The 21,139-nt window shown below is 70.0% G+C and carries 19 protein-coding genes and 2 pseudogenes; 15 read left to right on the top strand and 6 right to left on the bottom strand.

Features of this window, described 5'->3' with window-relative positions:
• The first annotated feature begins 1 nt into the window (after position 1).
• From OG963_RS03910 to trxA, 5 genes are read left to right on the top strand one after another with little or no spacing between them, the layout of a single operon-like run.
• Positions 2 to 610, top strand: coding sequence for a nucleotide exchange factor GrpE (locus OG963_RS03910; protein WP_371798392.1), 609 nt, complete (start codon positions 2 to 4; stop codon positions 608 to 610).
• A 6-nt stretch (positions 611 to 616) separates the two neighbouring features.
• Complete coding sequence (locus tag OG963_RS03905) at positions 617 to 1,570, top strand: DnaJ C-terminal domain-containing protein (RefSeq protein WP_371798391.1); 954 nt, start codon at positions 617 to 619, stop codon at positions 1,568 to 1,570.
• Positions 1,567 to 1,974, top strand: a complete 408-nt coding sequence (locus OG963_RS03900; RefSeq protein ID WP_371798390.1) for a chaperone modulator CbpM — start codon at positions 1,567 to 1,569, stop codon at positions 1,972 to 1,974. The genes OG963_RS03905 and OG963_RS03900 overlap by 4 nt, the downstream gene beginning before the upstream one ends.
• Positions 1,965 to 4,604, top strand: coding sequence for an ATP-dependent chaperone ClpB (gene clpB / locus OG963_RS03895; protein ID WP_371798389.1), 2,640 nt, complete (start codon positions 1,965 to 1,967; stop codon positions 4,602 to 4,604). Before OG963_RS03900 ends, clpB begins: the two co-directional genes overlap by 10 nt.
• Entirely contained in the window at positions 4,601 to 5,059 is a 459-nt protein-coding gene (gene trxA / locus OG963_RS03890) for a thioredoxin (protein ID WP_371798388.1), read from the top strand. Before clpB ends, trxA begins: the two co-directional genes overlap by 4 nt.
• Before the next feature lie 294 nt (positions 5,060 to 5,353).
• On the opposite strand, the pseudogene OG963_RS03885 reads toward trxA, so the two are convergent.
• Positions 5,354 to 5,458: pseudogene (locus OG963_RS03885) on the bottom strand (transposase); the annotation flags it as partial.
• Between the two features lie 186 nt (positions 5,459 to 5,644).
• Complete coding sequence (locus tag OG963_RS03880) at positions 5,645 to 6,838, bottom strand: PP2C family protein-serine/threonine phosphatase (RefSeq protein ID WP_371798387.1); 1,194 nt, start codon at positions 6,836 to 6,838, stop codon at positions 5,645 to 5,647.
• A gap of 346 nt (positions 6,839 to 7,184) precedes the next feature.
• Here OG963_RS03880 and OG963_RS03875 point away from each other — a divergent pair, with 346 nt between their 5' ends.
• The 5 genes and pseudogenes from OG963_RS03875 to OG963_RS03855 all read left to right on the top strand — a co-directional run bounded on the left by OG963_RS03875 (position 7,185) and on the right by OG963_RS03855 (position 10,577).
• On the top strand, positions 7,185 to 7,634 hold the full coding sequence (locus tag OG963_RS03875) for a DUF1931 family protein (RefSeq protein WP_371798386.1): 450 nt from the start codon (positions 7,185 to 7,187) through the stop codon (positions 7,632 to 7,634).
• Positions 7,635 to 7,701: 67 nt separating this feature from the next.
• Positions 7,702 to 8,162 (top strand): annotated as a pseudogene (locus tag OG963_RS03870) (Hsp70 family protein); the annotation flags it as partial.
• Between the two features lie 217 nt (positions 8,163 to 8,379).
• Positions 8,380 to 8,643, top strand: coding sequence for a UBP-type zinc finger domain-containing protein (locus tag OG963_RS03865; protein WP_354387779.1), 264 nt, complete (start codon positions 8,380 to 8,382; stop codon positions 8,641 to 8,643).
• Positions 8,643 to 10,355 carry an FAD-dependent oxidoreductase gene (locus OG963_RS03860; RefSeq protein ID WP_371798385.1) on the top strand — a complete coding sequence of 571 codons (1,713 nt, stop codon included), beginning with the start codon at positions 8,643 to 8,645 and terminating at the stop codon, positions 10,353 to 10,355. Before OG963_RS03865 ends, OG963_RS03860 begins: the two co-directional genes overlap by 1 nt.
• Positions 10,356 to 10,415: 60 nt before the next feature.
• Positions 10,416 to 10,577 (top strand): helix-turn-helix domain-containing protein, encoded by a 162-nt coding sequence (locus OG963_RS03855; protein WP_371798384.1) that lies wholly within the window; start codon positions 10,416 to 10,418, stop codon positions 10,575 to 10,577.
• 131 nt (positions 10,578 to 10,708) lie between these two features.
• Here OG963_RS03855 and OG963_RS03850 read toward each other — a convergent pair whose 3' ends face one another.
• A complete protein-coding gene (locus OG963_RS03850; protein ID WP_371798383.1) occupies positions 10,709 to 11,599 on the bottom strand; it encodes a LysR family transcriptional regulator in 891 nt (296 codons plus the stop codon).
• A 266-nt stretch (positions 11,600 to 11,865) separates the two neighbouring features.
• Between OG963_RS03850 and OG963_RS03845 the strand changes: the two genes are divergently transcribed.
• Both OG963_RS03845 and OG963_RS03840 read left to right on the top strand, forming a co-directional pair.
• The gene (locus tag OG963_RS03845; RefSeq protein ID WP_371798382.1) at positions 11,866 to 13,053 is read left to right on the top strand and encodes an MFS transporter; all 1,188 of its coding nucleotides are present in this window, start codon (positions 11,866 to 11,868) and stop codon (positions 13,051 to 13,053) included.
• A 328-nt stretch (positions 13,054 to 13,381) separates the two neighbouring features.
• Entirely contained in the window at positions 13,382 to 13,537 is a 156-nt protein-coding gene (locus OG963_RS03840) for an ANTAR domain-containing protein (protein ID WP_326624184.1), read from the top strand.
• Between the two features lie 119 nt (positions 13,538 to 13,656).
• Here OG963_RS03840 and uvrA read toward each other — a convergent pair whose 3' ends face one another.
• Both uvrA and OG963_RS03830 read right to left on the bottom strand, forming a co-directional pair.
• On the bottom strand, positions 13,657 to 16,125 hold the full coding sequence (gene uvrA, locus OG963_RS03835; protein WP_371798381.1) for an excinuclease ABC subunit UvrA: 2,469 nt from the start codon (positions 16,123 to 16,125) through the stop codon (positions 13,657 to 13,659).
• Between the two features lie 110 nt (positions 16,126 to 16,235).
• Entirely contained in the window at positions 16,236 to 16,379 is a 144-nt protein-coding gene (locus tag OG963_RS03830; RefSeq protein WP_371798380.1) for a hypothetical protein, read from the bottom strand.
• Between the two features lie 168 nt (positions 16,380 to 16,547).
• Between OG963_RS03830 and OG963_RS03825 the strand changes: the two genes are divergently transcribed.
• From OG963_RS03825 to OG963_RS03815, 3 genes are all read left to right on the top strand, one after another.
• The gene (locus tag OG963_RS03825; RefSeq protein ID WP_371798379.1) at positions 16,548 to 16,754 is read left to right on the top strand and encodes a hypothetical protein; all 207 of its coding nucleotides are present in this window, start codon (positions 16,548 to 16,550) and stop codon (positions 16,752 to 16,754) included.
• Positions 16,755 to 17,434: 680 nt separating this feature from the next.
• Positions 17,435 to 17,986 carry a hypothetical protein gene (locus OG963_RS03820; RefSeq protein WP_356242401.1) on the top strand — a complete coding sequence of 184 codons (552 nt, stop codon included), beginning with the start codon at positions 17,435 to 17,437 and terminating at the stop codon, positions 17,984 to 17,986.
• A gap of 182 nt (positions 17,987 to 18,168) precedes the next feature.
• The gene (locus OG963_RS03815) at positions 18,169 to 20,391 is read left to right on the top strand and encodes an FUSC family protein (protein ID WP_371798378.1); all 2,223 of its coding nucleotides are present in this window, start codon (positions 18,169 to 18,171) and stop codon (positions 20,389 to 20,391) included.
• On the opposite strand, the gene OG963_RS03810 is transcribed toward OG963_RS03815, so the two are convergent.
• The gene (locus OG963_RS03810; protein ID WP_327420214.1) at positions 20,319 to 20,855 is read right to left on the bottom strand and encodes a phosphate-starvation-inducible PsiE family protein; all 537 of its coding nucleotides are present in this window, start codon (positions 20,853 to 20,855) and stop codon (positions 20,319 to 20,321) included. The two genes, OG963_RS03815 and OG963_RS03810, sit on opposite strands and share 73 nt — an antisense overlap.
• Positions 20,856 to 21,139: the final 284 nt, after the last annotated feature.

The raw sequence follows: 21,139 nt of genomic DNA, 5'->3' as shown, positions 1-21,139 counted from the left end.
CATGCACAGCCACCCTCAGGAACCCGACAGGGCGGCGTCGGATCCGGTCGAACCGGTCCCGGAAGGCGCCGCACGCTCTCCTCGCGGGGATTTGCCCCAACCGGGCCCGCCTCGGCCGGAAGCGGCGAACGACGAACCGGGACCCGACGCCGCCGGCCCCGCGTGTGCCGAGGACGAGTACACGACCGCGGTCCAGGAACTGGAGGACCGCTGGCGGCGTGCACTCGCCGACCTCGACAACCTTCGCAAGCGTCACGCCAGGGAACTGGAGCGGGAGCGGACGATGGAGCGCTCCCGTACGGCAGCCGCCTTCCTGCCCGTCCTCGACAACCTCGAACTCGCCCTGACCCATGCCGGCGCCGATCCGGGCGCGATCGTGGAGGGCATCCGGACCGTACGCGACCAGGCGGTGAACGTCCTCGAACTGCTCGGCTACCCGCGGCACGCGGAGACCGGCGTCGCCTTCGACCCGGCCCGGCACGAGGTGGTCGGCGTCGTCCAGGACCCCGACGCCCCACCGGGCACGGTCGTCGAGGTACTGCGCCCGGGCTACGGGGACGGCGAACGGCAGCTCAGGCCCGTCGCCGTGACTGTCGCGAAGCGGGAGTGACCGGTCATGGCGCGGGACTTCTACGAGGTGCTCGGCGTGTCGCGGACCGCGAGCCAGGACGAAATCCAGCAGGCATATCGCAAGCTCGCCCGCAAGTACCACCCCGACGTCAACAAGGACCCAGGGGCGGAGGAACGCTTCAAGGACCTCAACGAGGCATACAGCGTCCTGTCGGACCCGAAGACCCGGGCCCGTTACGACCGCTTCGGCGACGACTTCCGCAAGATCCCCGAGGACTTCGACGAACGGGTCGCGGCCGGAGCGGGCGGCGGCTTCCGCGCTCGGACGACCGCGGGTGCGGGCGGCCCCCGTGTCCGATACGCCACCGGCTTCGGCGACGACTTCGGCGCGGAGGGCATCGACATCGAGGACCTGCTCGGCTCCATGTTCGGAGCCGGCGCCGCCCGAGGTGGCGTCCCCGGAGCGGACCAGGAGGCCGAACTGCCCCTCACCGTCGAGGAGGCGTACCGAGGCGGCCGTCGCACCGTCACGCTCGCCGGTCCCACCGGGCAGCCGCGGCGGTATGAGGTCGACGTGCCGCCAGGCGTCACCGACGGGCAGCGCATCCGGCTGGCGGGTGAGGGTGGCCAGGGCAGTGGTGACGCCGCTGCGGGCGACCTGTACCTGCGGGTGCGTATCCAGCCCCACCCCCAGTTCCGGGTGGACGGCCGCGACGTGCACATCCAGGTCCCGGTCGCCCCCTGGGAGGCGGCCCTGGGTGCGACCGTGCCGGTTCCCACGCCCGGCGGTGGCACAGCCAAGGTCACGGTGCCCGCGGGCTCGTCCAGCGGCCGACGGCTGCGACTGCGCGGCGAGGGCATGCCGAACCCGCGCGGCGCGAACGGCGACCTGTACGCCGAACTCCGCATCGTGGTGCCGCCCACCGTCGGCGACCGGGAGCGCGAACTATTCGAGGAGCTCGCCGCCACTTCCTCGTTCGACCCCAGGAGGACGCGATGAACGACCGACCCGCGGAAACGGCAGGCATCAGCCGAGCCGGCGTGGGCGACCGCCCGGTACGGACGGGCACCGACATCACCGCCTCGACGGCTGTCCGGTACGCGCTCGTGCCCGCCCCCAGGCTCTCCCTGGACGCCGTGGCCCGTCGCTCGGGCCTCCACCCCGATCTGATCCGCCGGTTCATCGCCCTCGGCCTGGTCGACGCCGAACGCGACAGCGCGGGGCGCCTGGTGTTCGACCCCACGGCCCCGGCGGTCCTCGCTCGCATCCAGCGGCTGCGCTCCGGACTCTGCCTCAACTACGCATCCATCGGTCTGGTGCTCGACCTGCTCGATCGCATCAGCCTGCTCGAAGCCGCCCTGCGCGGCCGCGGCCCGAGGAGTGAAACACCCCCATGGACATGAACCGTCTCACCCAGAAGTCCCAGGAAGCCCTCCAGGAGGCCCAGACCGCGGCCATCAGCATGGGGCACACAGAGGTCGACGGTGAACACCTGCTGCTCGCACTTCTCGATCAGGAGGACGGTCTGATCCCACGGTTGCTGCAACAGGCCGGCACCGAGCCGAAGGAACTGCGCGCGGCCGTGCACGAGGAACTCTCCCGCCGTCCGAAGGTCACCGGTCCCGGCGCGGCACCTGGCCAGGTCTTCGTCACCCAGCGCCTCGCCCGCCTGCTCGACGCCGCCGAACGGGAGGCCAAACGTCTCAAGGACGAGTACGTGTCCGTGGAGCACCTCCTGCTGGCCCTGGCTGAGGAGAGCTCTTCAACCGCCGCCGGGCGACTGCTCAAACAGGCCGGCATCACTAGGGACTCGTTCCTGGGCGCGCTCACCCAGGTCCGCGGAAACCAGCGCGTCACCTCCGCCAACCCCGAAGTGGCCTACGAGGCTCTGGAGAAGTACGGCCGCGATCTCGTCACCGAGGCCAGGGCCGGCAGGCTCGACCCGGTCATCGGCCGGGACGCCGAGATCCGCCGCGTCACTCAGATCCTCAGCCGCAAGTCGAAGAACAACCCCGTCCTCATCGGCGACCCCGGCGTCGGCAAGACCGCAATCGTCGAGGGCCTCGCCCAGCGCATTGTCCGCGGCGACGTGCCCGAAGGACTCCGCGACAAGATCGTGTTCGCCCTCGACATGGGCTCCCTGGTCGCCGGCGCCAAGTACCGCGGCGAGTTCGAGGAACGCCTCAAGGCCGTGCTCAGCGAGGTCAAGGCCGCCGAGGGGCGGATCCTGCTCTTCGTCGACGAGTTGCACACGGTCGTCGGCGCGGGCGCCGCCGAAGGGGCCATGGACGCTGGCAACATGCTCAAGCCGATGCTCGCCCGCGGCGAACTCCACATGATCGGCGCGACCACCCTCGACGAGTACCGCAAGCACATCGAGAAGGACGCCGCCCTCGAACGCCGCTTCCAGCAGGTCCTGGTCGACGAGCCGAGCGTGGAGGACACCATCTCCATCCTGCGCGGACTGCGCGAACGCCTGGAGGTCTTCCACGGAGTGAAGATCCAGGACACCGCGCTGGTCTCCGCGGCCACCCTCAGCCATCGCTACATCACCGACCGGTTCCTGCCCGACAAGGCCATCGACCTCGTCGACGAGGCGTGTGCTCGGCTGCGTACCGAGATCGACTCGATGCCCGCCGAACTCGACGAGATCACCCGCCGCGTCACCCGCCTGGAGATAGAGGACGCGGCCCTGTCCAAGGAGACCGACCCCGCCAGCAAGACTCGCCTGGAGGAGCTGCGCAGGGAACTGGCCGACTTGCGCGGCGAGGCCGATGCCAAACGCGCCCAGTGGGAGGCCGAACGGCAGGCGATCCGCCGCGTGCAGGAACTGCGCCAGGAACTGGAGCAGGTGCGCCACGAGGCGGAGGAGGCCGAACGCGCCTACGACCTCAACCGCGCCGCCGAACTCCGCTACGGCCGACTCCAGGAGCTGGAGCGCCGACTTGCCGCGGAGGAGGAGCAACTGGCCGCCAAACAAGGGCAGAACCGGCTGCTGCGCGAGGTTGTCACCGAGGAGGAGATCGCCGAGATCGTCGCCGCCTGGACCGGCATCCCCGTCGCCCGCCTCCAGGAGGGCGAACGCGAGAAACTGCTGCGCCTCGACGAGATCCTGCGCGAGCGCGTCATCGGCCAGGATGAGGCCGTCAAGCTCGTCGCCGACGCCATCATCCGCGCCCGCTCCGGCATCCGCGACCCTCGCCGTCCCATCGGCTCGTTCATCTTCCTCGGTCCCACCGGCGTCGGGAAGACCGAGCTGGCCAAGACCCTTGCCCGGACCCTGTTCGACTCCGAGGAGAACATGGTCCGCCTCGACATGAGCGAGTACCAGGAGCGGCACACCGTCAGCCGGCTCATGGGTGCACCGCCCGGATACGTCGGCTACGAGGAAGGCGGCCAGCTCACCGAGGCCGTACGCCGCAAGCCGTACTCGGTCGTGCTGTTCGACGAGATCGAGAAGGCGCACACCGATGTCTTCAACACCCTGCTGCAGATCCTCGATGACGGCCGCATCACCGATGCTCAGGGCCGCACCGTCGATTTCCGCAACACCGTGATCATCATGACGTCCAACATCGGCTCCGAGCACCTCCTCGACGGCGCCACCGCCGAGGGTGAGATCAAGCCGGACGCCCGCGCCCTGGTGATGGGCGAGCTGCGCGGGCACTTCCGCCCGGAGTTCCTCAACCGCGTCGACGACATCGTGCTGTTCAAGCCGCTCGGTGAGCGGCAGATCGAGCGGATCGTGGAGCTGCAGTTCGACGAGCTGCGGCAGCGGGTCGCCGAACGCCGCATCACCGTCGAACTTACCGACGCGGCCCGCGAGGTGATCGCCCACCAGGGCTACGACCCGGTGTACGGTGCCCGGCCGCTGCGGCGCTACATCTCCCACGAGGTCGAGACGCTGGTCGGGCGCGCTCTGCTGCGCGGCGACGTCCAGGACGGCGCGAAGGTCCTCGTCGATGCCGAGCACGGAGAGCTGGTGGTCACCTACGACCAGCCCGAGGACGTGAAGGGAACGAGGGCGGCATGAGCACCATGCAGACCACCAACGTCACCTGCCCGCACTGCGGGCGCACCAACCGGGTACCGGTGGCCGCCGAGGGCCGCCCCAGGTGCGGCAAATGCAAGCAGCCTCTGCCATGGATGACCGACGCGGGCGACGACGACTTCACCGAGGTCGTCGAGCAGGCGACCGTGCCCGTCGTCGTCGACCTGTGGGCCACCTGGTGCGGCCCCTGCCGCATGGTCAGCCCCGAGCTGGAGAAGGTCGCCGCCGATCTCGCGGGAAAGATCAAACTGGTCAAGGTCGACATCGACAAGAACCCGGGCCTGGCGCGGCGCTTCGAAGTCCAGGCCGTACCAACGTTGCTGGTCCTCGACAAAGGACAGACCATCGCACGGCAGTCGGGTGCCGCACCTGCCCCTGCCCTGCGGCGGTGGTTGGAGCAGTCGATCGCGGGTCGCGAACCGGCCGGGAAAGGATGATCGGCCATGACCTTGGCAACGGTCGCGGTGATCTCTTCGTAGTCCAGCCTCCGCGGGACCGGCCCAGGCCGTGGTCGTTGGGTTCGACTCGAGTGCCGCCCGGCGGTTCCTTCTGGTCCTGCCCGTCCGGCGGGCACCGGCCGCGTGCTGATGGGCCTGGCAGATCGTCGAGTCGACGTTGACCTCCCAGGTGATCAGCCCGGCCGCGTCCGCCCGGGCCTGCAGCCCGGTCAGCACCGCTGCGCAGACACCATCGCGCTGCCAGCGGCGAAAGAGTCCGTAGACCGTCTGCCACGGACCATATTCCGCCGGCAGATCCCGCCACGGGGCACCCGTCCGTACCCGCCAGCGAATCCCGTCGATCAACCGCCGCCGGCACGCCGACGGCCTGCCCAACACCGCGACCGGCAACAACGGACAGTTCTAAAAACGACCTGGGGCCCCTACGTGCGCGGGTATGGCGCTGGAGCTGTGCGGCGCCGCACCCGCGCAGGCAGGGGCCTGAGCTGCGCTCGGCATCCACCGAAGTCAGGGTCTGCATCCTCGGAGTACCGCCGCCACGCCCGCGCCCTCCGGCTCTTGCGGTCACGGATCAGGGGGCTGCCACTCGAACATCAAAATTGTGGCGTCGTCGCTGAGTTCGTTGTGCTGATGCTCGAGGACGGAATGGATGAGCAGGCGCAGTACTTCCGGGGCGTTCTGCCCTGCTGCGGTCGACCGGATGATGTAGTCGGTGAAGCGCTCCAGTCCGAACTCTTCGCCTTCCTCATTGCGTGACTCGACGACGCCGTCCGAGTAGAGCAGTATCCGGTCACCGGGTTCGAGGCTGACGTCGTGCACCTGACGGGTGGTCCCGGCGAGACTGGCGGGCAGACCCAGAGGAGGCTCAGGTTGCCGCTCCAAAGCCTTATGGAGCAGGCGGTGCCGGCGGATGAGCAGCGGAGGCGGGTGGCCGCAGTTGCACCATCGCAGCACACCGGTGCGCATGTGCAACTGGGTGAAGATACCCGTGCAGAACTGCTCCGGAAGCCACTTCGCCAGCGCCTCGTCCACGGTGCCCGCGAGTGGGCCCAGGTCTGCCCCGCTGCGCCGGGCGTTACGGCAGCCAGCCATGGCGACAGAGGTGGCAAGCCCGGACGCCAGGTCATGCCCCATGCCGTCAAGGATCGTGGCGTGCAGAACGTCCTCGGTGAACGAGTGGTCGAACGCATCGCCGCCCAGTTCGTACGCAGGCTCCAGGACCGCCGTCGAAACGACCCGCCCGGTGCCGATCGACCGGGGAGGAAGGAAGGCCCTCACCATCTCCGTAGGCAGTTCCATCGGCCTGGTCCGCATGCGCTGTGCGATGGTGTCGCTGTAGGAGCGCTTGGATGTGATGATCAGTGCCAGGATCAACGCCATCGTCCGGCAGCGCCGTAGCTTGAGCCCGTCTAGGGTGTCCATGTTCAGTTCGAGGACGCCCAGCCGTTCCGCCCCGTCGGCCAGGGGCATCCACACGTTCAGCCCGTCGGCGTGGTCTTCTTCCGCTCGGAGAGAGCCGGTGCGGTAGGCCCACCCGGCAAGGGAAGCGTCGAGCTCGAATTCCGGCTCGCCTTCGACGAGCGGCAACAGCAGTCTTTGCTGGATGTCGACCAGATAGACAACCGCCCGGCTCACACCCATGGCCTCGGCAAACCGGTTCACGACCACAGGCAGTTCTGCAGGTGATGCCAGCTGGCCTGCTCCGACCAGTTGCTCCAGCAGCCGCTCCCCGCCCTCGACGGACATGTTCCTGTCCATGCCTTCGATGATCCCTGCGAGGGCGAGCCGCCACAATCTGAGCTCTCCGACACCCGAGACGTGGGCCGATCAGCCTGGGGTGCTGGGGCTTGCCCATGCGGATCGGTCGGGCATCGGGATCGGCTGAAGACACCCGCCGGTTGGGGATCGCCGGGCCGGCCTGGATCGACGGATCGCGCGCCGTCCGACTACCCAGGTAATCGGACACCTGGGCCTGGCAGGCCAATACAGGAGAGGCCAATTGGCCCCGACATGCGCATGCGTTCCCGCGCCCCGTCGGCCAGGCTGAGTGCGAAGCACAGGGGGCCGGGAGCCGCCCCAGCGTCCGCAGCCGGAGGTTGCCGTTATGACCGTGATGTCCATCGTCAGGTTCGAAAGGTTCTTCCGCGCGGCCGCGGGGCTGAACGTCGACAAGAACGATCTCAAGCGCTACAGCGACTTCGTCGACGCCAAGCTCTACGATCTGCTGACCGTCGCCCAGGCCACTGCCAAGGCCAACGGGCGCGACATCATCCGGACCTGTGACCTACCGATCACGAAAGGCCTGCAGGAGAGTATTCACCACTTCCAGAAGATCGACCAGGAAGTGGAACTCACGCCGATCCTTGAACAGCTCGCCACCCACCCCGCTCTGGACCGCACGCCCGACGAGGAGACCGAGGCGGCCTATCCGGACATCATCGGCGGACTCAGCGTGGCTCTTGCCCAAAGCTTCAAGATCCTCTATCCCGACCTGAAGAACCCCCAGACCCAGCACTGGGACGAGGCCCGAGCCGTCTTCGACCTCCTGCTGTGAGTGGCGACCGGACCAGGCGGTGCAGGCCACGGCCAAACAGCGTCAGCGCGCTCTGCATCCTCGCCTGCCGGAAGAATCCTGCGCGCTGGTGCTGCGAAAGCTCGCCGACGACGATGGCAACGCGTGATGGAGGCGATCATCACCGTGACCACCCACTTGAACGACGCCCAGCGCGCGGCGCCCCAAGGACGCCGGACTGCATGGCGGGCCTCGACGTGCTGCGCATGTCAACGAGCCGACCGTGCCCGCACTCGCCTTCGGTCCGGACAAGCAGCAGCACGGGACCGGGTTCGTCTTCGGCCTGGACGGCGGTACCTTCGACGTCGGCGATGGCGTGCTCGGTCTGCGGTCAATGGCGGGTAACAGTCGTTCGTGCGGCGGCGGCTTCGACCGGCGCCTGGTGGGCCACCCCGCCGACAAGTTTCAGCAGGAGAACGGCATCAACTTGCGCAAGGACCCGCACGCGCTGCAGTGGCTGAGGCTGCGGAAAAGGCCAAGACCGAGCTGAACTCGGTGACCGTGACCCAAACACCAACTCGCCGGCGAGCTCAAGCACGTCGAGGTCGACATCTCCGACGCTCGCGCAGCGGTTCCAGGTCGTGGCCATGCCGCCACCGGTCCTGCTCGACAGGGGAGCGGAGATGTCCCGCCGGACCGGTGCCGCCCCGTCCCGGAGCTGCGCCGCTGTGGAGGAGACCATCGCGGGCCGCGGCTGAGCAGTCCCGCCCACGGAAGGAGAACTCTGATGGCCACGATTCCTGACCCGCACATGGCGATGGTGCGCCCAGTGACGCCGCGTACTCCGGAAGGCTGCGAGGAGTGCCTCATCGAGCGTTCCCCGTGGGTGCACCTGCGGCTCTGCCTCACCTGCGGGCACGTCGGCTGCTGTGACTCCTCGCCCCTCAAGCACGCCAGGCGGCATGCGGGCAGCGCCGGTCACCCCATCGTGCAGTCCTTCCAGCCGGGAGAGGACTGGCGCTGGTGCTACGTTCACGAGGCCATGGTCTGATGAGCGCGGCCGAGCACAAGCAGAGTGCGGTCCGCGAGACACCGGACCAATACGGGGCGTTCCCGCGCCTGACACCGGAGCAGTTCGAGGACCTGACCACGCACGGTGAGCGCCGAAGGACCGCCGAGGGCGAGGTGCTGTACCGCGAGGGCGAGCCGTTCCGGGAGTTCCTCGCGATCCTCAGCGGGGCCGTCGAGATACTCCACGACCTCGGCGGGCCCGACGAGCGCACGGTGGCGGTGCACGGACCCGGCAGATTCCTGGGTGAACTCGGGTTGCTGGAGGGCCAGGCGGCGTTCGACACCGCCGTGGTGCGCGAGGCGGGCGAGGTCCTGGCCGTGCCGGTGGAGCGGCAACGCGCCCTGGTTGGCCGCGACCCCGTCCTCGGCGACCTGATCCTCCGCGCTTACCTGGGCCGCCGGTATCTGCTCATCGGCCTCGGCGCAGGCTTCCGGATCCTGGGGTCGTGTTATTCACCGGACACGCTGCGGCTGCGTGAGTTCGCCGCCCGCAACCGACTGCCCCACCGCTGGGTGGATCTGGAGAAGGACAAGGAGGCGGACGCGCTGCTGCGCCGGTTCTCCATCCGCCCCGACGAGACTCCGGTGGTCATCTGGAAGGGCGAGCGGGTGCTGCGAAATCCGAGCAACGCCGAACTCGCCCGGCTCATCGGGCTGCCCGCCCCCTCGCCGGAGGCCGGGCGGTGCGACGTGATGGTGATCGGTGCGGGTCCCGCGGGACTCGCCGCCGCCGTGTACGGTGCCTCCGACGGCCTCACCACGGTCACCGTCGACGCCGTGGCCACCGGGGGCCAGGCCGGTACCTCGTCTCGCATCGAGAACTACCTTGGCTTCCCGTCCGGCATCTCCGGGGGCGAGCTCATCGAACGCGCGGTGCTCCAGGCCCACAAGTTCGGTGCCCGCCTCATGGTGCCGGCCCAGGTCGGCGGGCTCACCCCGCAGGACGACGAGTACGTTGTCACCTTCACAGACGGGTCCCAGGCCCGGGCGGGCGCCGTGGTGCTCGCCTCGGGCGTGTGGTACCGCAGGCTCGAGGTGCCCGGTCTCGAGCGCCTTGAGGGCGTCAGCGTCTACTACGCGGCGACGGTCCACGAGGCCAGTCTCTGCCAGGCGGATCCGGTCGCCGTGGTCGGCGGCGGGAACTCTGCCGGGCAGGCGGCGCTGTTCCTCGCGAACCACGCGTCCAGGGTCCACCTCCTCGTCCGGGGCAGTGACCTCAACGCGGACATGTCGCGCTACCTGGTTGACCAGGTGGAACGGCACCCGAAAATCGAGGTGCTGCTCCACACCGAAGTCCAGGGCGTCTCCGGGGAGGAAAAGCTGGAGTCGCTGACGGTGGAGGACAACGCAAGTAGTGAGCGCCGGGAACTGCGGGCCGCGGCGCTGTTCGTGTTCATCGGGGCCCGGCCCCGCACGGAATGGCTCAGGGGCGTCCTGGCCTTGGACGAGAAGGGCTTCATCCTCACCGGCGCCGACGCCCAGGCGGCGGCCGACGCGACCCGGTGGGCCTCGCTCGGCCGTGGTCCGTTGCTGCTGGAGACCACCCTTCCCGGGGTCTTCGCCGCCGGCGACGTCAGGAGCGGCTCGGTCAAACGGGTGGCCTCGGCCACCGGTGAGGGCGCCATGGCGATCCGCCTCGTGCACGAGCACCGGGGAAAGACGGGAAATCTGGTCCGCTCCGCTGGCCCGTAGGGCGTCGGCCGGTGGCGGACCGGTCCGTGTCCTGGACCGTTCGGCCGGGCGGCAATGTTCATGGAGAGCCACGTCCGGCGGGCCGACAGCCGTTATCGGCTCCAGCGCATCCGCGACATCAGCGGCAACGACCTCGCGAACGTCGAGGACCGCCTCAACCTCCAGGTGGTGACCCGAGTGTGGACGGATCGTGCTGGGCGGACCCGGCTGATGCCCCGCTAGCACCGATGCCGCCTGTGGACGACGGCAGCCTGAGCGTAAGCGGATGCTGCGGCAGATGTCCCGGCCGGAGCGAGGCGAGCGCAGGGGGCCGGACACGACCGACGGGAGACGGCCGGGCCGCGGCCCGCGCGTCACAGGGCGATGACGTGGAGCTCGACCAGGTCGAGCAGCGCCCGCAGGGCCGAGCTGGGCCGCCGGGTCGACGACGTGCCGAGATGCATGCTCCAGCGGAGCATGGTGCCGTGGACGTCCAGGACTTGCAGGCCGGGGGTGCGGGCAACGGCGAACGCGGGCAGGAAAGCGATGCCCAGACCGTGCCGGACCAGTGCCGCCCCCATGTCGATGTCGGGCACTTCCAGTGCCACCCGGCGTACGACGCCCGCCACCGCGAACGCCCGGTCGACCACCTCGCGGTTGCCGTAGCCCGGCGGGAAGCCCACGAAGGGCTCCCCCGCGAGGTCCGCAAGTGCCACCTCCCCCCGCTGCGCGAGCGGATGGGCGGCGCTCACCACCAGGACGAGCGGCACGGTGGCCAGATCCCGTGCGTCGATCCCGGCGGGTTTGTGCTCGGGCAGCGACAGGAAAGCCACGTCCAGGTCGCCGCTGAGCAGTGCGTGCGCCAGTCCCGCCGATCCGGTCGTCGCCAGCCGCAGCCGGACGTCGATCGCCGGATGCCGCGCGTGCAGCTGCCCGAGGAGCGCAGGCAGGTCCACCACCTCGACCGAGGCCATGGCGCCCACATTCACCGTGCCGCGCAGCGTGTCCTGTGCGGCGCGCACGGCGTCCTGGGCCGCCTGGGCGGCGTGCAGGGTCGCCCGAGCCTCCGGCAGCAGCGCCGCGCCCGCCCCGGTGAGCCGGACCTGCTGCGACGTGCGCTCGAACAACACGCAACCGAGCTCGCGCTCCAGGGAGCGGATCGCGGCGGACACCCCGGACTGCACCACGTGCAGCCGTCGGGCGGCACGCGTGAAACTCAGCTCCTCGGCGACCGCGATGAAGTGCTCCAGCTGACGTAGCTCCACACGAGAAGTATCACTCACATTGCTCGAGCCCAGCAAAAACATTCGTTGGCACTGATCCCGGCTGGTGAGGAGTATGGAAAGCGCCATCCACTTCCGCCCGAGGAGGGGTACCCCTGCCTGCCGTTCCGACGCCGCTGAGCCGTCCCACAGCCGACGCTCCCGACGATCCGACCCATCCGATCCCAGCACCCGCTCCCGCCGATCTGCCGCCCCGCGCCCCCGCCCGGCGTCGTGCCTCGCACACGACCGGCTTTTGGTTCGTGGCGGTGGCCTTCACCGTGCTTATGGCCTTCGGTACCGCGCCGACCCCGCTGTGGCCGCTGTACGAGGCCCGGGACCACTTCGGCGCGACCACGGTCACGGTGGCGTACGCCTCGATGGTCGTGGGCGCAGCGGCCGCCTTCCTCGGACTGGGACACCTGTCGGACCGGCTCGGCCGACGGCGCGTCATCGTCCCGGCGCTGCTGGTTGGCATCGTCGCGTCGGTCGTACTGATCGCGTGGCGGGACCTGCCGGGGCTGATCGCGGGCAGGATCCTGAACGGTGTCGGACTGGGGTTGATGGCCTCGACCGCGACGACGTACCTGCACGACCTCCACCACGAGGCCCGTCCGGAACGGACGGGTTCGGTGCTGCCCGGCATCGTGGCCGCCGCCGCCAACCTCGGCGGCCTGGCCTCAGGGCCCCTGGTCGCCGGAGCCGCCGCCGAGTGGCTTCCCACGCCCCTGATCACCGTCCAGGCGATCTTCACGCTCGCCATGGCAGTGTGCCTGGCGCTGGTGCTGTCCACCCCGGAGACCGTGGACCTGGAGCTGCCCGCGGCGGAACCGCCCAGCAGTTTCGTCCTGCGCCCCGGCGGCGGGCGGACGTTCGGCGCGGCCGGCGCGCTGGGCGCCTTCGCCTTCGCGATCCTCGGCCTGATCTCCTCCCTCGGGGCGAGCGTGCTCCATGGCACCCTGCACACCGACTCGCACCTCGTGGTCGGCTTGTCGGCCTTCCTCATGTTCGGTTCCGCGGCGGCCGCCCAGCTGGTGCTGGGCCGCCTCCCAATGCCCCGGGTCCTGACCGTGGGGGCAGTGGTATTCCCGGTCGGCCTGGTCCTGTGCGCCGTCGCCCTCTACCACCCGGCGCTCTGGCTCTACCTGGTCGCCGTGTCCCTGTCGGGAGCCGGTTCCGGGCTGCTGTTCAAGGGGGGCGTCGAACGTGCCGTTTCAGTGGCCGAGCCCGCCTCACGCGCGGGGGTCCTCGCCGTGTTCTTCGTCGTCGCATACCTGGGAATGGGCCTGCCCTCCGTCCTGTTCAGCATCGCCCTGCGGCATTTCGCCGTGCAGACCGCGATGATCGGCTTCGCGGCGGTCCTCTCCTGCGGCGCCGTTGTGTCGGTCGCCGTCGCGTTGCGCGACCGCGCTCCCGGTCCCGGCGCGCTCTCGGCGCAGTCCGCTCGCCCCTCCTGACCTCACTGCGGCGCATGCGACACCGGTTGTCTGGGAGGGGCTGACCTGGGCACTCGGTGCGGGCGCGCGTGACACGGATCCACGGCAGACGGGAGGCCCGAGATGTCTGCGGAATCGGCCAGAACGATCGCGCTCGCACCGTTCGGGAAGGTGCCGTCGGAAAAGGACCCGGGCCACGGGCACCTCGTCGGCGGCCTACTTCACTCCGCCGATGGCAGCGGAACGGCACCTGGCAGCAGATCCACCCGGCTCCAGTCCCTGGCCGACGCGAAGGGTGCGGTCACGTGGGACCTGAGCGTCGACTCCACGGTCTGCCGCGCACACCAGCATGCGGCCGGGGCCCGCAATCAGGGCGATCTGCCGGGCGATCGGCATCGTCGTCACGCTGGCCGGCCTGCGCGCGGAGGACTGCCGGGACGTCCTACGGGAGATCTCCCAGCACACCGACATCAAGATGCGCCACGTTGCCGAACTCATCGTGTAGTGGGCCCAGGCGGGACACCTCGCGAGCGATATCCGCCACAAGGTGGAACGCAGCATGGCGACGCGCGCGACCGTGCGCCCCGAACCCGGCTGACCGGTGCTCAGCCCCTCGCGCCGTAGTCAGGAGCGCGCTAGCCGGGCCGCGAGATACGGCGCGGTGGCGCTGCGGCGGGCCCTCGCCACCTTGGCCGGCGGGCCCGCCGCGACCACTCGCCCGCCCGCGTTGCCGCCGCCCGGCCCGAGGTCGATGACCCAGTCGGCGGTGGCGACCGTGTTCAGGTCGTGCTCGACGAGGACGACCGTGTTGCCGGCGTCGACGAGCCGGTGCAGCTGTCGCAGCAGCAGCGCGATGTCGGAGGGGTGCAGCCCCGCCGTCGGCTCGTCGAGCAGGTAGAGCGCGTGCCCGCGGCGGGCTCGCTGCAGTTCGGTGGCCAATTTGATGCGTTGCGCCTCACCGCCGCTGAGTTCCGTCGCGGGCTGGCCCAGCCGCAGGTACCCCAGTCCCACCTCGCGCAACGTCTCCAGACTGCGGGAGGCGGCCGGGACGGCGGACAGGAACTTGGCGGCGGCGTCGACGGACAGCGCCAGTACTTCCGCGATGTTCTTGCCGCGGTAGGTGACTTCCAGCGTTTCGGCGTTGTACCGGGCGCCCTGGCAGGTCGGGCACGGCGCGTAGGTGCCGGGCAGGAACAGCAGTTCCACCGCGACGAATCCTTCGCCCTGGCAGGTCTCGCACCGCCCTTCGGGCACGTTGAAGGAGAACCGCCCGGCCGAGTAGCCGCGCGCCCTGGCCTCGTCCGTCGCCGCGTACAGCTTGCGCACCGCGTCGAACATCCCCGTGTACGTGGCCAGGTTGGACCGGGGAGTTCGGCCGATGGGCCGTTGGTCGACCCGGACCAGCCGGTCGAACGACTCGACCCCCGACGCGTCCTGGACGTCGACCTCCAGCTGCGCCTCGTCGGGTTCCTCGGGTACGAGTCCGAGGTGGCCGCGGACGACCTCGGCGAGCACCTGCGTCACCAGCGTCGACTTTCCGGAACCGGACACGCCCGTCACCGCCGTCAGTACACAGAGCGGTACGTCGACGGACACGTCGTGCAGATTGTGGCGGGAGACGCCGCTCAGGTGCAGCCAGCCATGCGGTGTGCGCGGGCGGTGATCGAGCCGCTGGGCACGCCCGAACAGGTACTGGCTCGTGGCCGACTCCCCGACCCGCTCAAGACCGGCGACCGGTCCGCTGTACAGCACGCGTCCGCCGCCCTCACCCGCGCCGGGGCCGATGTCGACCACCCAGTCTGCCCGCCGTACGACGTCCATGTCGTGCTCCACGACGAACAGCGAGTTGCCCGCCGCCTTGAGGCGGTCCAGCACGTCCAGCAGCGGTTCCGCGTCAGCCGGGTGCAGGCCCGCGGAGGGTTCGTCGAGAACGTAGACGACGCCGAACAGCCCCGAGCGCAGCTGGGTGGCGATCCGCAGGCGCTGCGCCTCGCCGGGCGACAGGGTCGTCGAGCGGCGCCCGAGGCTGAGATATCCGAGGCCCAGGTCGAGCAGTACGTCGACCCGCGCGACCAGATCGCCGCAGATCCGGACCGCGACCTCGGTCGTCTCCCCGGATCGGGCGGTCGACGTGGTGGCGTCGGCCTCGGACCGCCCCGCGACGGGCCGCAGCAGCGCCACGACCTCGGTGAGCGGCATCGCGTTGATCTCGGCGATGGAACGTCCGGCGAAGGTCACGGCGAGCGCCTCGGGCCGCAGTCCGCTGCCGTGACACTCGGGGCAGGGCACACTCCTGACGAACCGGAGCGCCCGTTCGCGCATCTTCTCGCTCTTGGAGTCGGCGAGGACGTGCATGACGTGCTTTCGGGCGCTCCAGAACTTGCCCTGGTAGCCGTAGTCGACGCGGTCCTCCTCCGGCTCGATGTACACGGAGGGCTGCTCGTCCGTGTACAGCAGCCAGTCCCGGTCCTTCTTCCTGAGCCTGCGCCACGGTCGGTCGATGTCGATCCCCAGGCCGCTCACGACACTGCGCAGGTTGGCGCCCTGCCAGGCGCCCGGCCAGGCGGCGATCGCCCCCTCGCGGATGCTCAGCGAGGGGTCCGGGACGAGCAGGTCCTCGGCGACGTCGTGCACGACGCCCAGTCCGTGGCACTCCGGGCAGGCGCCGGCCGCGGTGTTGGGTGAGAACGACTCGGCCTCCAGCCGCGCGGCCCGGGGCGGATAGGTGCCGGCGCGGGAGTACAACATGCGCAGCAGATTGGACAGCGTGGTGATGGTGCCGACCGTCGATCGCGAGCTGGGCGACCCGCGTCGCTGCTGCAGGGCCACGGCGGGTGGCAGCCCGGTGATTTCCTGCACGTGCGGTGCGCCGACCTGTTGCAACAGCCTTCGGGCGTACGGTGCTACGGACTCGAAGTAGCGCCGTTGGGCCTCCGCGTAGAGCGTGCCGAACGCGAGCGAGGACTTGCCCGAACCGGAGACGCCGGTGAAGGCGACCATCGCGTCCCGCGGAACGTCGACATCGATGTTCCGCAGATTGTTCTCACTGGCGCCCCGGACATGCACGAAGGGGTCGGTCGCGTCCTTGTTCACCGTTCCTGATTACCCGTTCGCACCGGGAACCGCGCGACGGGCGCCGTCACCGGGCCCCGCTCACACGAGCGTCCGGAGTATCTCGGATCCATTTGCGGTCACGGCCTAGCCTAGGCGGCGCAGACTCCGCTGTTGGCGGACGCCGACAAGGTGGCGTTGCTGCTGGAGACCACCCTTCCCGGGGTCTTCGCGGCGGGCGGCGTCAGGAGCGGCTCGGTCAAACGGGTGGCGTCGGCGGCCAGTGAGGGTGCCATGGCTATCCGCCTCGTGCACGAGCACCGGGAGAAGACGGGCAACCTGGTCCGCACCGCGGGCCCCGAGGGCCCCGGCCGGTGGCGGGCCATAGAGAGGCACTCGGCATCGTGCTGGTGTCGGACGAGGGGGCGTAACGACTGCGGTGTGAGCAGGAACGCCGCAGTGACATGGACGAGCAGGAACAGCGCGGCGTAGAGGCAGTGATGCCCATGAACAAGGTGATCACGGTGACTAGGTTGAACAGGAGGCGGGCCTGCTGCCGATCGATCTCGTCGCGGTGCCCGGGGTGGCGCGGAGCGGGTGTTCGTGGTGGCGCACGCAACCGTGGCTCGGTGGTGGAGCAGGCCCTGCACGGGGAGGACGAGGAGATCTGACCGTACCGCCTGCACCTGCTGGCAGGGGCCAGCGTGTCACGCGGCGTCGGCGATACCTCGGGGGCATCCTGTGGGCACGGGCGATCGGGGGGGCAGCCGACGAGAAGGAGTCATGCGGGTGTCGTCTCAGGGCGTTACGGTCGTAGCTCTCCTGGCGGATCCGTATGCGCCGACGGAGATCGCGCAGCGCATGGCCCAGATACTTTCCACTCGGCTCGCCGACAAGTCGGGCCAGGACCGACGTTTCGACGTCGAGGTGGTCAGTGAGCCTTTCACCGCAGGGACCGAGGACCCGCCCACCTTGATGCGCCGGATCATGGACCGCGGAAGAGCTGAGAATTGGGACATTGTCGTGGCCCTCACCGACCTTCCGCTGCACTCACACGGGCGCAAGCTCGTTATGGATGTGAGTCACGAACACGGCTTGGCGCTGCTGTCTCTTCCTCCGCTGGGGGGCTTGCGTCTGCAGACGAGAGCCCGGCGGGCCGTGGAAGAAGCCGTGCTTGGTGGCGGGTCCGCGGGCCACCGGGGCCGAGGGACCTCCGCAGAGTGAGCCGCTTCTAGGGCCCTTCGTCAGTCGTCTCGCGCCTGTTCACCCGGGCCCGGTCGGTGAGGAGGAGACCGCTGATCTTCGGTACGTCGTAAGCGGGCCGCGCGGTTACGTGAGGGTGCTCGTTGGTATGGTCCGCGCCAACCGGCCGTGGCGGTTGGTGCCGGGCTTGTCGAAAGCCCTGGCGGCCGCACTCGCCACGGGAGCAGTCGCCACCGTGAACTCCACCATCTGGGGCCTGGCCGAGTACCTGAGCGCGCCACGCCTCGTGATCGCGATGGTCGGGTCTGTTGGGCTCATGGTCGGCTGGCTGATCATCGACGCGCAGCTGTGGCATCGATCAACAGAGGTCTCGCCGGAGGCGAGGCAGAGGGCGAGGCTCTACAACGCCTCGACGGTCATGACCGTGGGTATCGGGGTGCTCGTCTGCTACGGCGGTTTGATCGTCATCAACTTGGTGTGGGCTCTGTTCATCATCAACGGCGAAGTGTTCGCTTCCGTGACACGGACGCCGCTGCACGCCGCGGAATACTTGACGTTGTCATGGTTCGTCGCTTCGGTCGCCACCGTGGGCGGCGCGCTGGGATCAGGCTTGGAGAGCGACGAGGCGATCCGGGCGGCCGCCTACTCCAAGCGCGAACAGGAACGGCGCCACATGCTCCAGGACGACCACGGCGACTAGCTGGCTCCGGCCCGGTAGGACGGTGGACGCCCAACAGTGTCTGCAGTGGTAGCACCCCGTCCCAGCGGCTGCGACCGCCCGCCTGTTCCTGGGCCCGTGCCGGAGGCTTCCTTGCCCGACGGCTCGCGCACCTCAACCAGGCCTACACGACCCGGCAGGGCATTCCGGCTAGGCTCGCACCCGTGACGTGGCTGCGGGCCTTCGGGGAGGTCGTGCGATCCGGGCTCACGCTCGAGGAGACGCGGCTGGAGCCCCTGCTCGCGCTGCGCACGGCTGCTGGGGTGGCGATCGTCATCGGGCTGGCACTGTGGCTGGTTTCCCCTGCGTACGCAGCGTCCGCCGCCCTCGGTGCCTACTCCGCGGGTGGGGCCACCTTCCAGCGCACCTGGCGTCCACGCAAGGTGATCGCGCTCGGCGCGGGCGCGGGTCTGGCGCTCAGCACCTTCGTTGGCTACCTGGCGGCGGGGCGACTGGTGACGTTCCTCCCTCTGCTGGCCGTATGGGCCTTTGCCGCGGGGATGGCGTGGGCCGTCGGATCGACCGCTGGGATCGTCGCAGCGACGACCGTCGGCAGCATGCTGGTGACCATCACCCTGCCCACGAGCGTCGGGCGAGCCCTGGAGCACGCCGGGGTCATCGCACTTGGAAGCGTGGCGCAGGCCGTGCTGATCTTGCTGTTCCCGATCCGCCGTTGGGGGGCGCATCGTGACGCACTCGCCGACGCCCTGGCCGCCGTGGCGGACTACGCTCGCCGGCTGCGGCACGACCCGACCGCCCCGTTCGACCCGGAGCCGTTGATGACTGCCCGGGACGCGGCCGCCGTGACGCCATCACAGGCCCGCACCCGGCCCCCCGTCCTCCACGGCCCCCGAGGACTCGCCGAGCGCATTCGGCCGGTCGTCGCCGCGCTCGCCGACCCGGACGTCGGCGCCCCGGCGGAGGGACCCGGGCGGGACCGCGCGCGGGAGTTGCTCGACGCGGCCGCCGACGTCCTGGATGCGGTCGCCCGTTCGATCCGCCGCGGCACTCCCGCTGAGGTGCCGCCCGGGAGCCCGGACGTCCTGCGGGTCGACGAGAAGCACGAGGTGCTGGAGGGCCCCGCGCGGCAGACTGCCGCGCGGCTTGTGGAACTGCTTGGCGAGGCGGTGGAGATCGCCGGGAGCGGCGGCGCGCGCGGGAAGACGCGCACGCTGCACGGCCCCGCGGGCGCCCAGTTCCTGGTGCGCCCGACAATGTTCCGGCTGGTACCGGTCGTCGTCCGCGCGGTCCGCTGTGAGCTCCGCCGGGACTCGCCCGTGTTCAGGCACGCCGTCCGCCTGGCGGCGGTGGCCACGCTCGGCTATCTGATCGCCGCCCGGCTACCCCTGGGCCACGGTTACTGGGCGCCCATCGCCTCGGTGATGGTGATGCGGCCGGACTTCCACCGGACGTACGCGCGGGCGGTGGCCCGTCTCGCCGGGACCCTGGCGGGGGTCGCGTTCGCCACCGGGATGGTGCGGGCCCTAGGCCCGGACGCCCATGTGTTCGGCGCGCTGACGGTGGTCTCGGCGGGCCTGTCGTACACGCTGATCCGTACCGGCTACGCCTACTCCCAGTGCTTCACTGCCGCGTACGTCGTCTTCCTGCTCGGCATGGGCGGCCAGGCATGGGAGCAGACGGTCCCGGAGCGCGTGGTGCTCACCCTGCTCGGCGGGGCCCTGGCAATGCTGGCGTACGTGGTGTTCCCCGCATGGGAGACACCCCGACTGCCGGGCCGGCTTGCGGACTGGCTCGCCGCCAACGGCCGCTATGCGGCCGCGGTGCTCCGCAGCTACGCCGAACCGACCCGGGAGCATCACGCCGACATGCGCAGGGCACTGCTGGCGAGCAGGGAGGCACGTGCCGCCTGGCAGGAGGCCTACGACCGGGCGAGGCAGGAACCGGTCCGCCCCAGGGGCCTGACGTCGCGCGAGGCGGAGGAGGCGCAGGAGGCGCTCAAGGGGTTCGGTCGGGCGGCGATGCTCATGGAGAGCCACGTCCCGCGGGACGACAGCCGTCTTGTCCCCGAGGCGGAGCGGCTCGCCGAGGCCCTGGAGGCGGACACCGCGCAGGCGGCAGTCGACGTGCGCGAGCACAGGAATCCGGACTGGGGGCGCGTGGAGGAGGCGCTCCACGCGTGGGCGGGCGCCGCCGCCGGGGACCGGAGCCCGGTAGTGCGGCGCGGGGCGGAACTACAGAAGCGGGCCTTGGAGGACCTCGCGACGGCCGTGAGCCGCACATCCCTGGAACGGGACGTCGGCTCCGCTCGCGAAGAGCAGCGGGTGCGGGCGGCCGTGGAGGCGGAAGGTGACGATCAGGACCCACGCACCGGGGTGGGTGACGGCGCCGGCGACGGGGAGCGCCCCGCCTCCTGGAGCGGGAAGTAATCTCCTGGCCGCGTCGAGCGCCGCCATACGTACGCCGCTGTCGCCATCACGAGGATCAGCCCCGCCAGGATGAGCAGTTCGATCCCCTCGACGTTCCACCGGAAGGACTTCTCCGCCTCTGCAGTCACGATGAGCACCTTGCGGATACCGGCAATCAGGCCAACGACGAGGAACGGCTCCGCGTCGAGGGTCTGGTTCCTGATGGTGAGGCGGACGGTGTGGAGCAACTCGGCCACGATAAACAGCACAAGGCCGTTGTCCAAGGCGGAGAGAACGACCGTCTCCTCGCGGTACGGCCCCTGGATCGACCTGATGACGTCGTGGACGACCCCGACGGTAAGGAGCCCCGCGAGCAGTACGAGGAGCGCCGCGACGACGAGATGGATGCCGTCCTCGATGAGTTGCAGGAGGCCCTGTACCCGGCCGCCCTCGATCTTCGGGAGAGTGGGTCGCACAGTCAGCATGCTAGAGCCTGTTGCGAAAATGCTGGTCACAGACATGCGGGGTCAGTCGTGTTGTGCTTTCATGCTCCGGTGAATCGACAGGGTGCTCCTACGGCAGGCGAAACTCCGACCTGCCGTATCCGGCGGCCCGACGCGTCTGATCTCGATGAGTGCGTCAACGTGCACGCCGAGGTCCATGACGGTGACGGCTATCCGGCGAACTGGTCCGGATGCCGCAGAACATCGACGATCAACGACCGCACTTCAGTCCGAGCCTGAGTCGTAGGAAGTTCGGCGATGACCTC

Source organism: Streptomyces sp. NBC_01707 (assembly GCF_041438805.1).
GTDB lineage: Bacteria > Actinomycetota > Actinomycetes > Streptomycetales > Streptomycetaceae > Streptomyces.
This window is presented reverse-complemented; position numbering and strand designations above follow the sequence as displayed.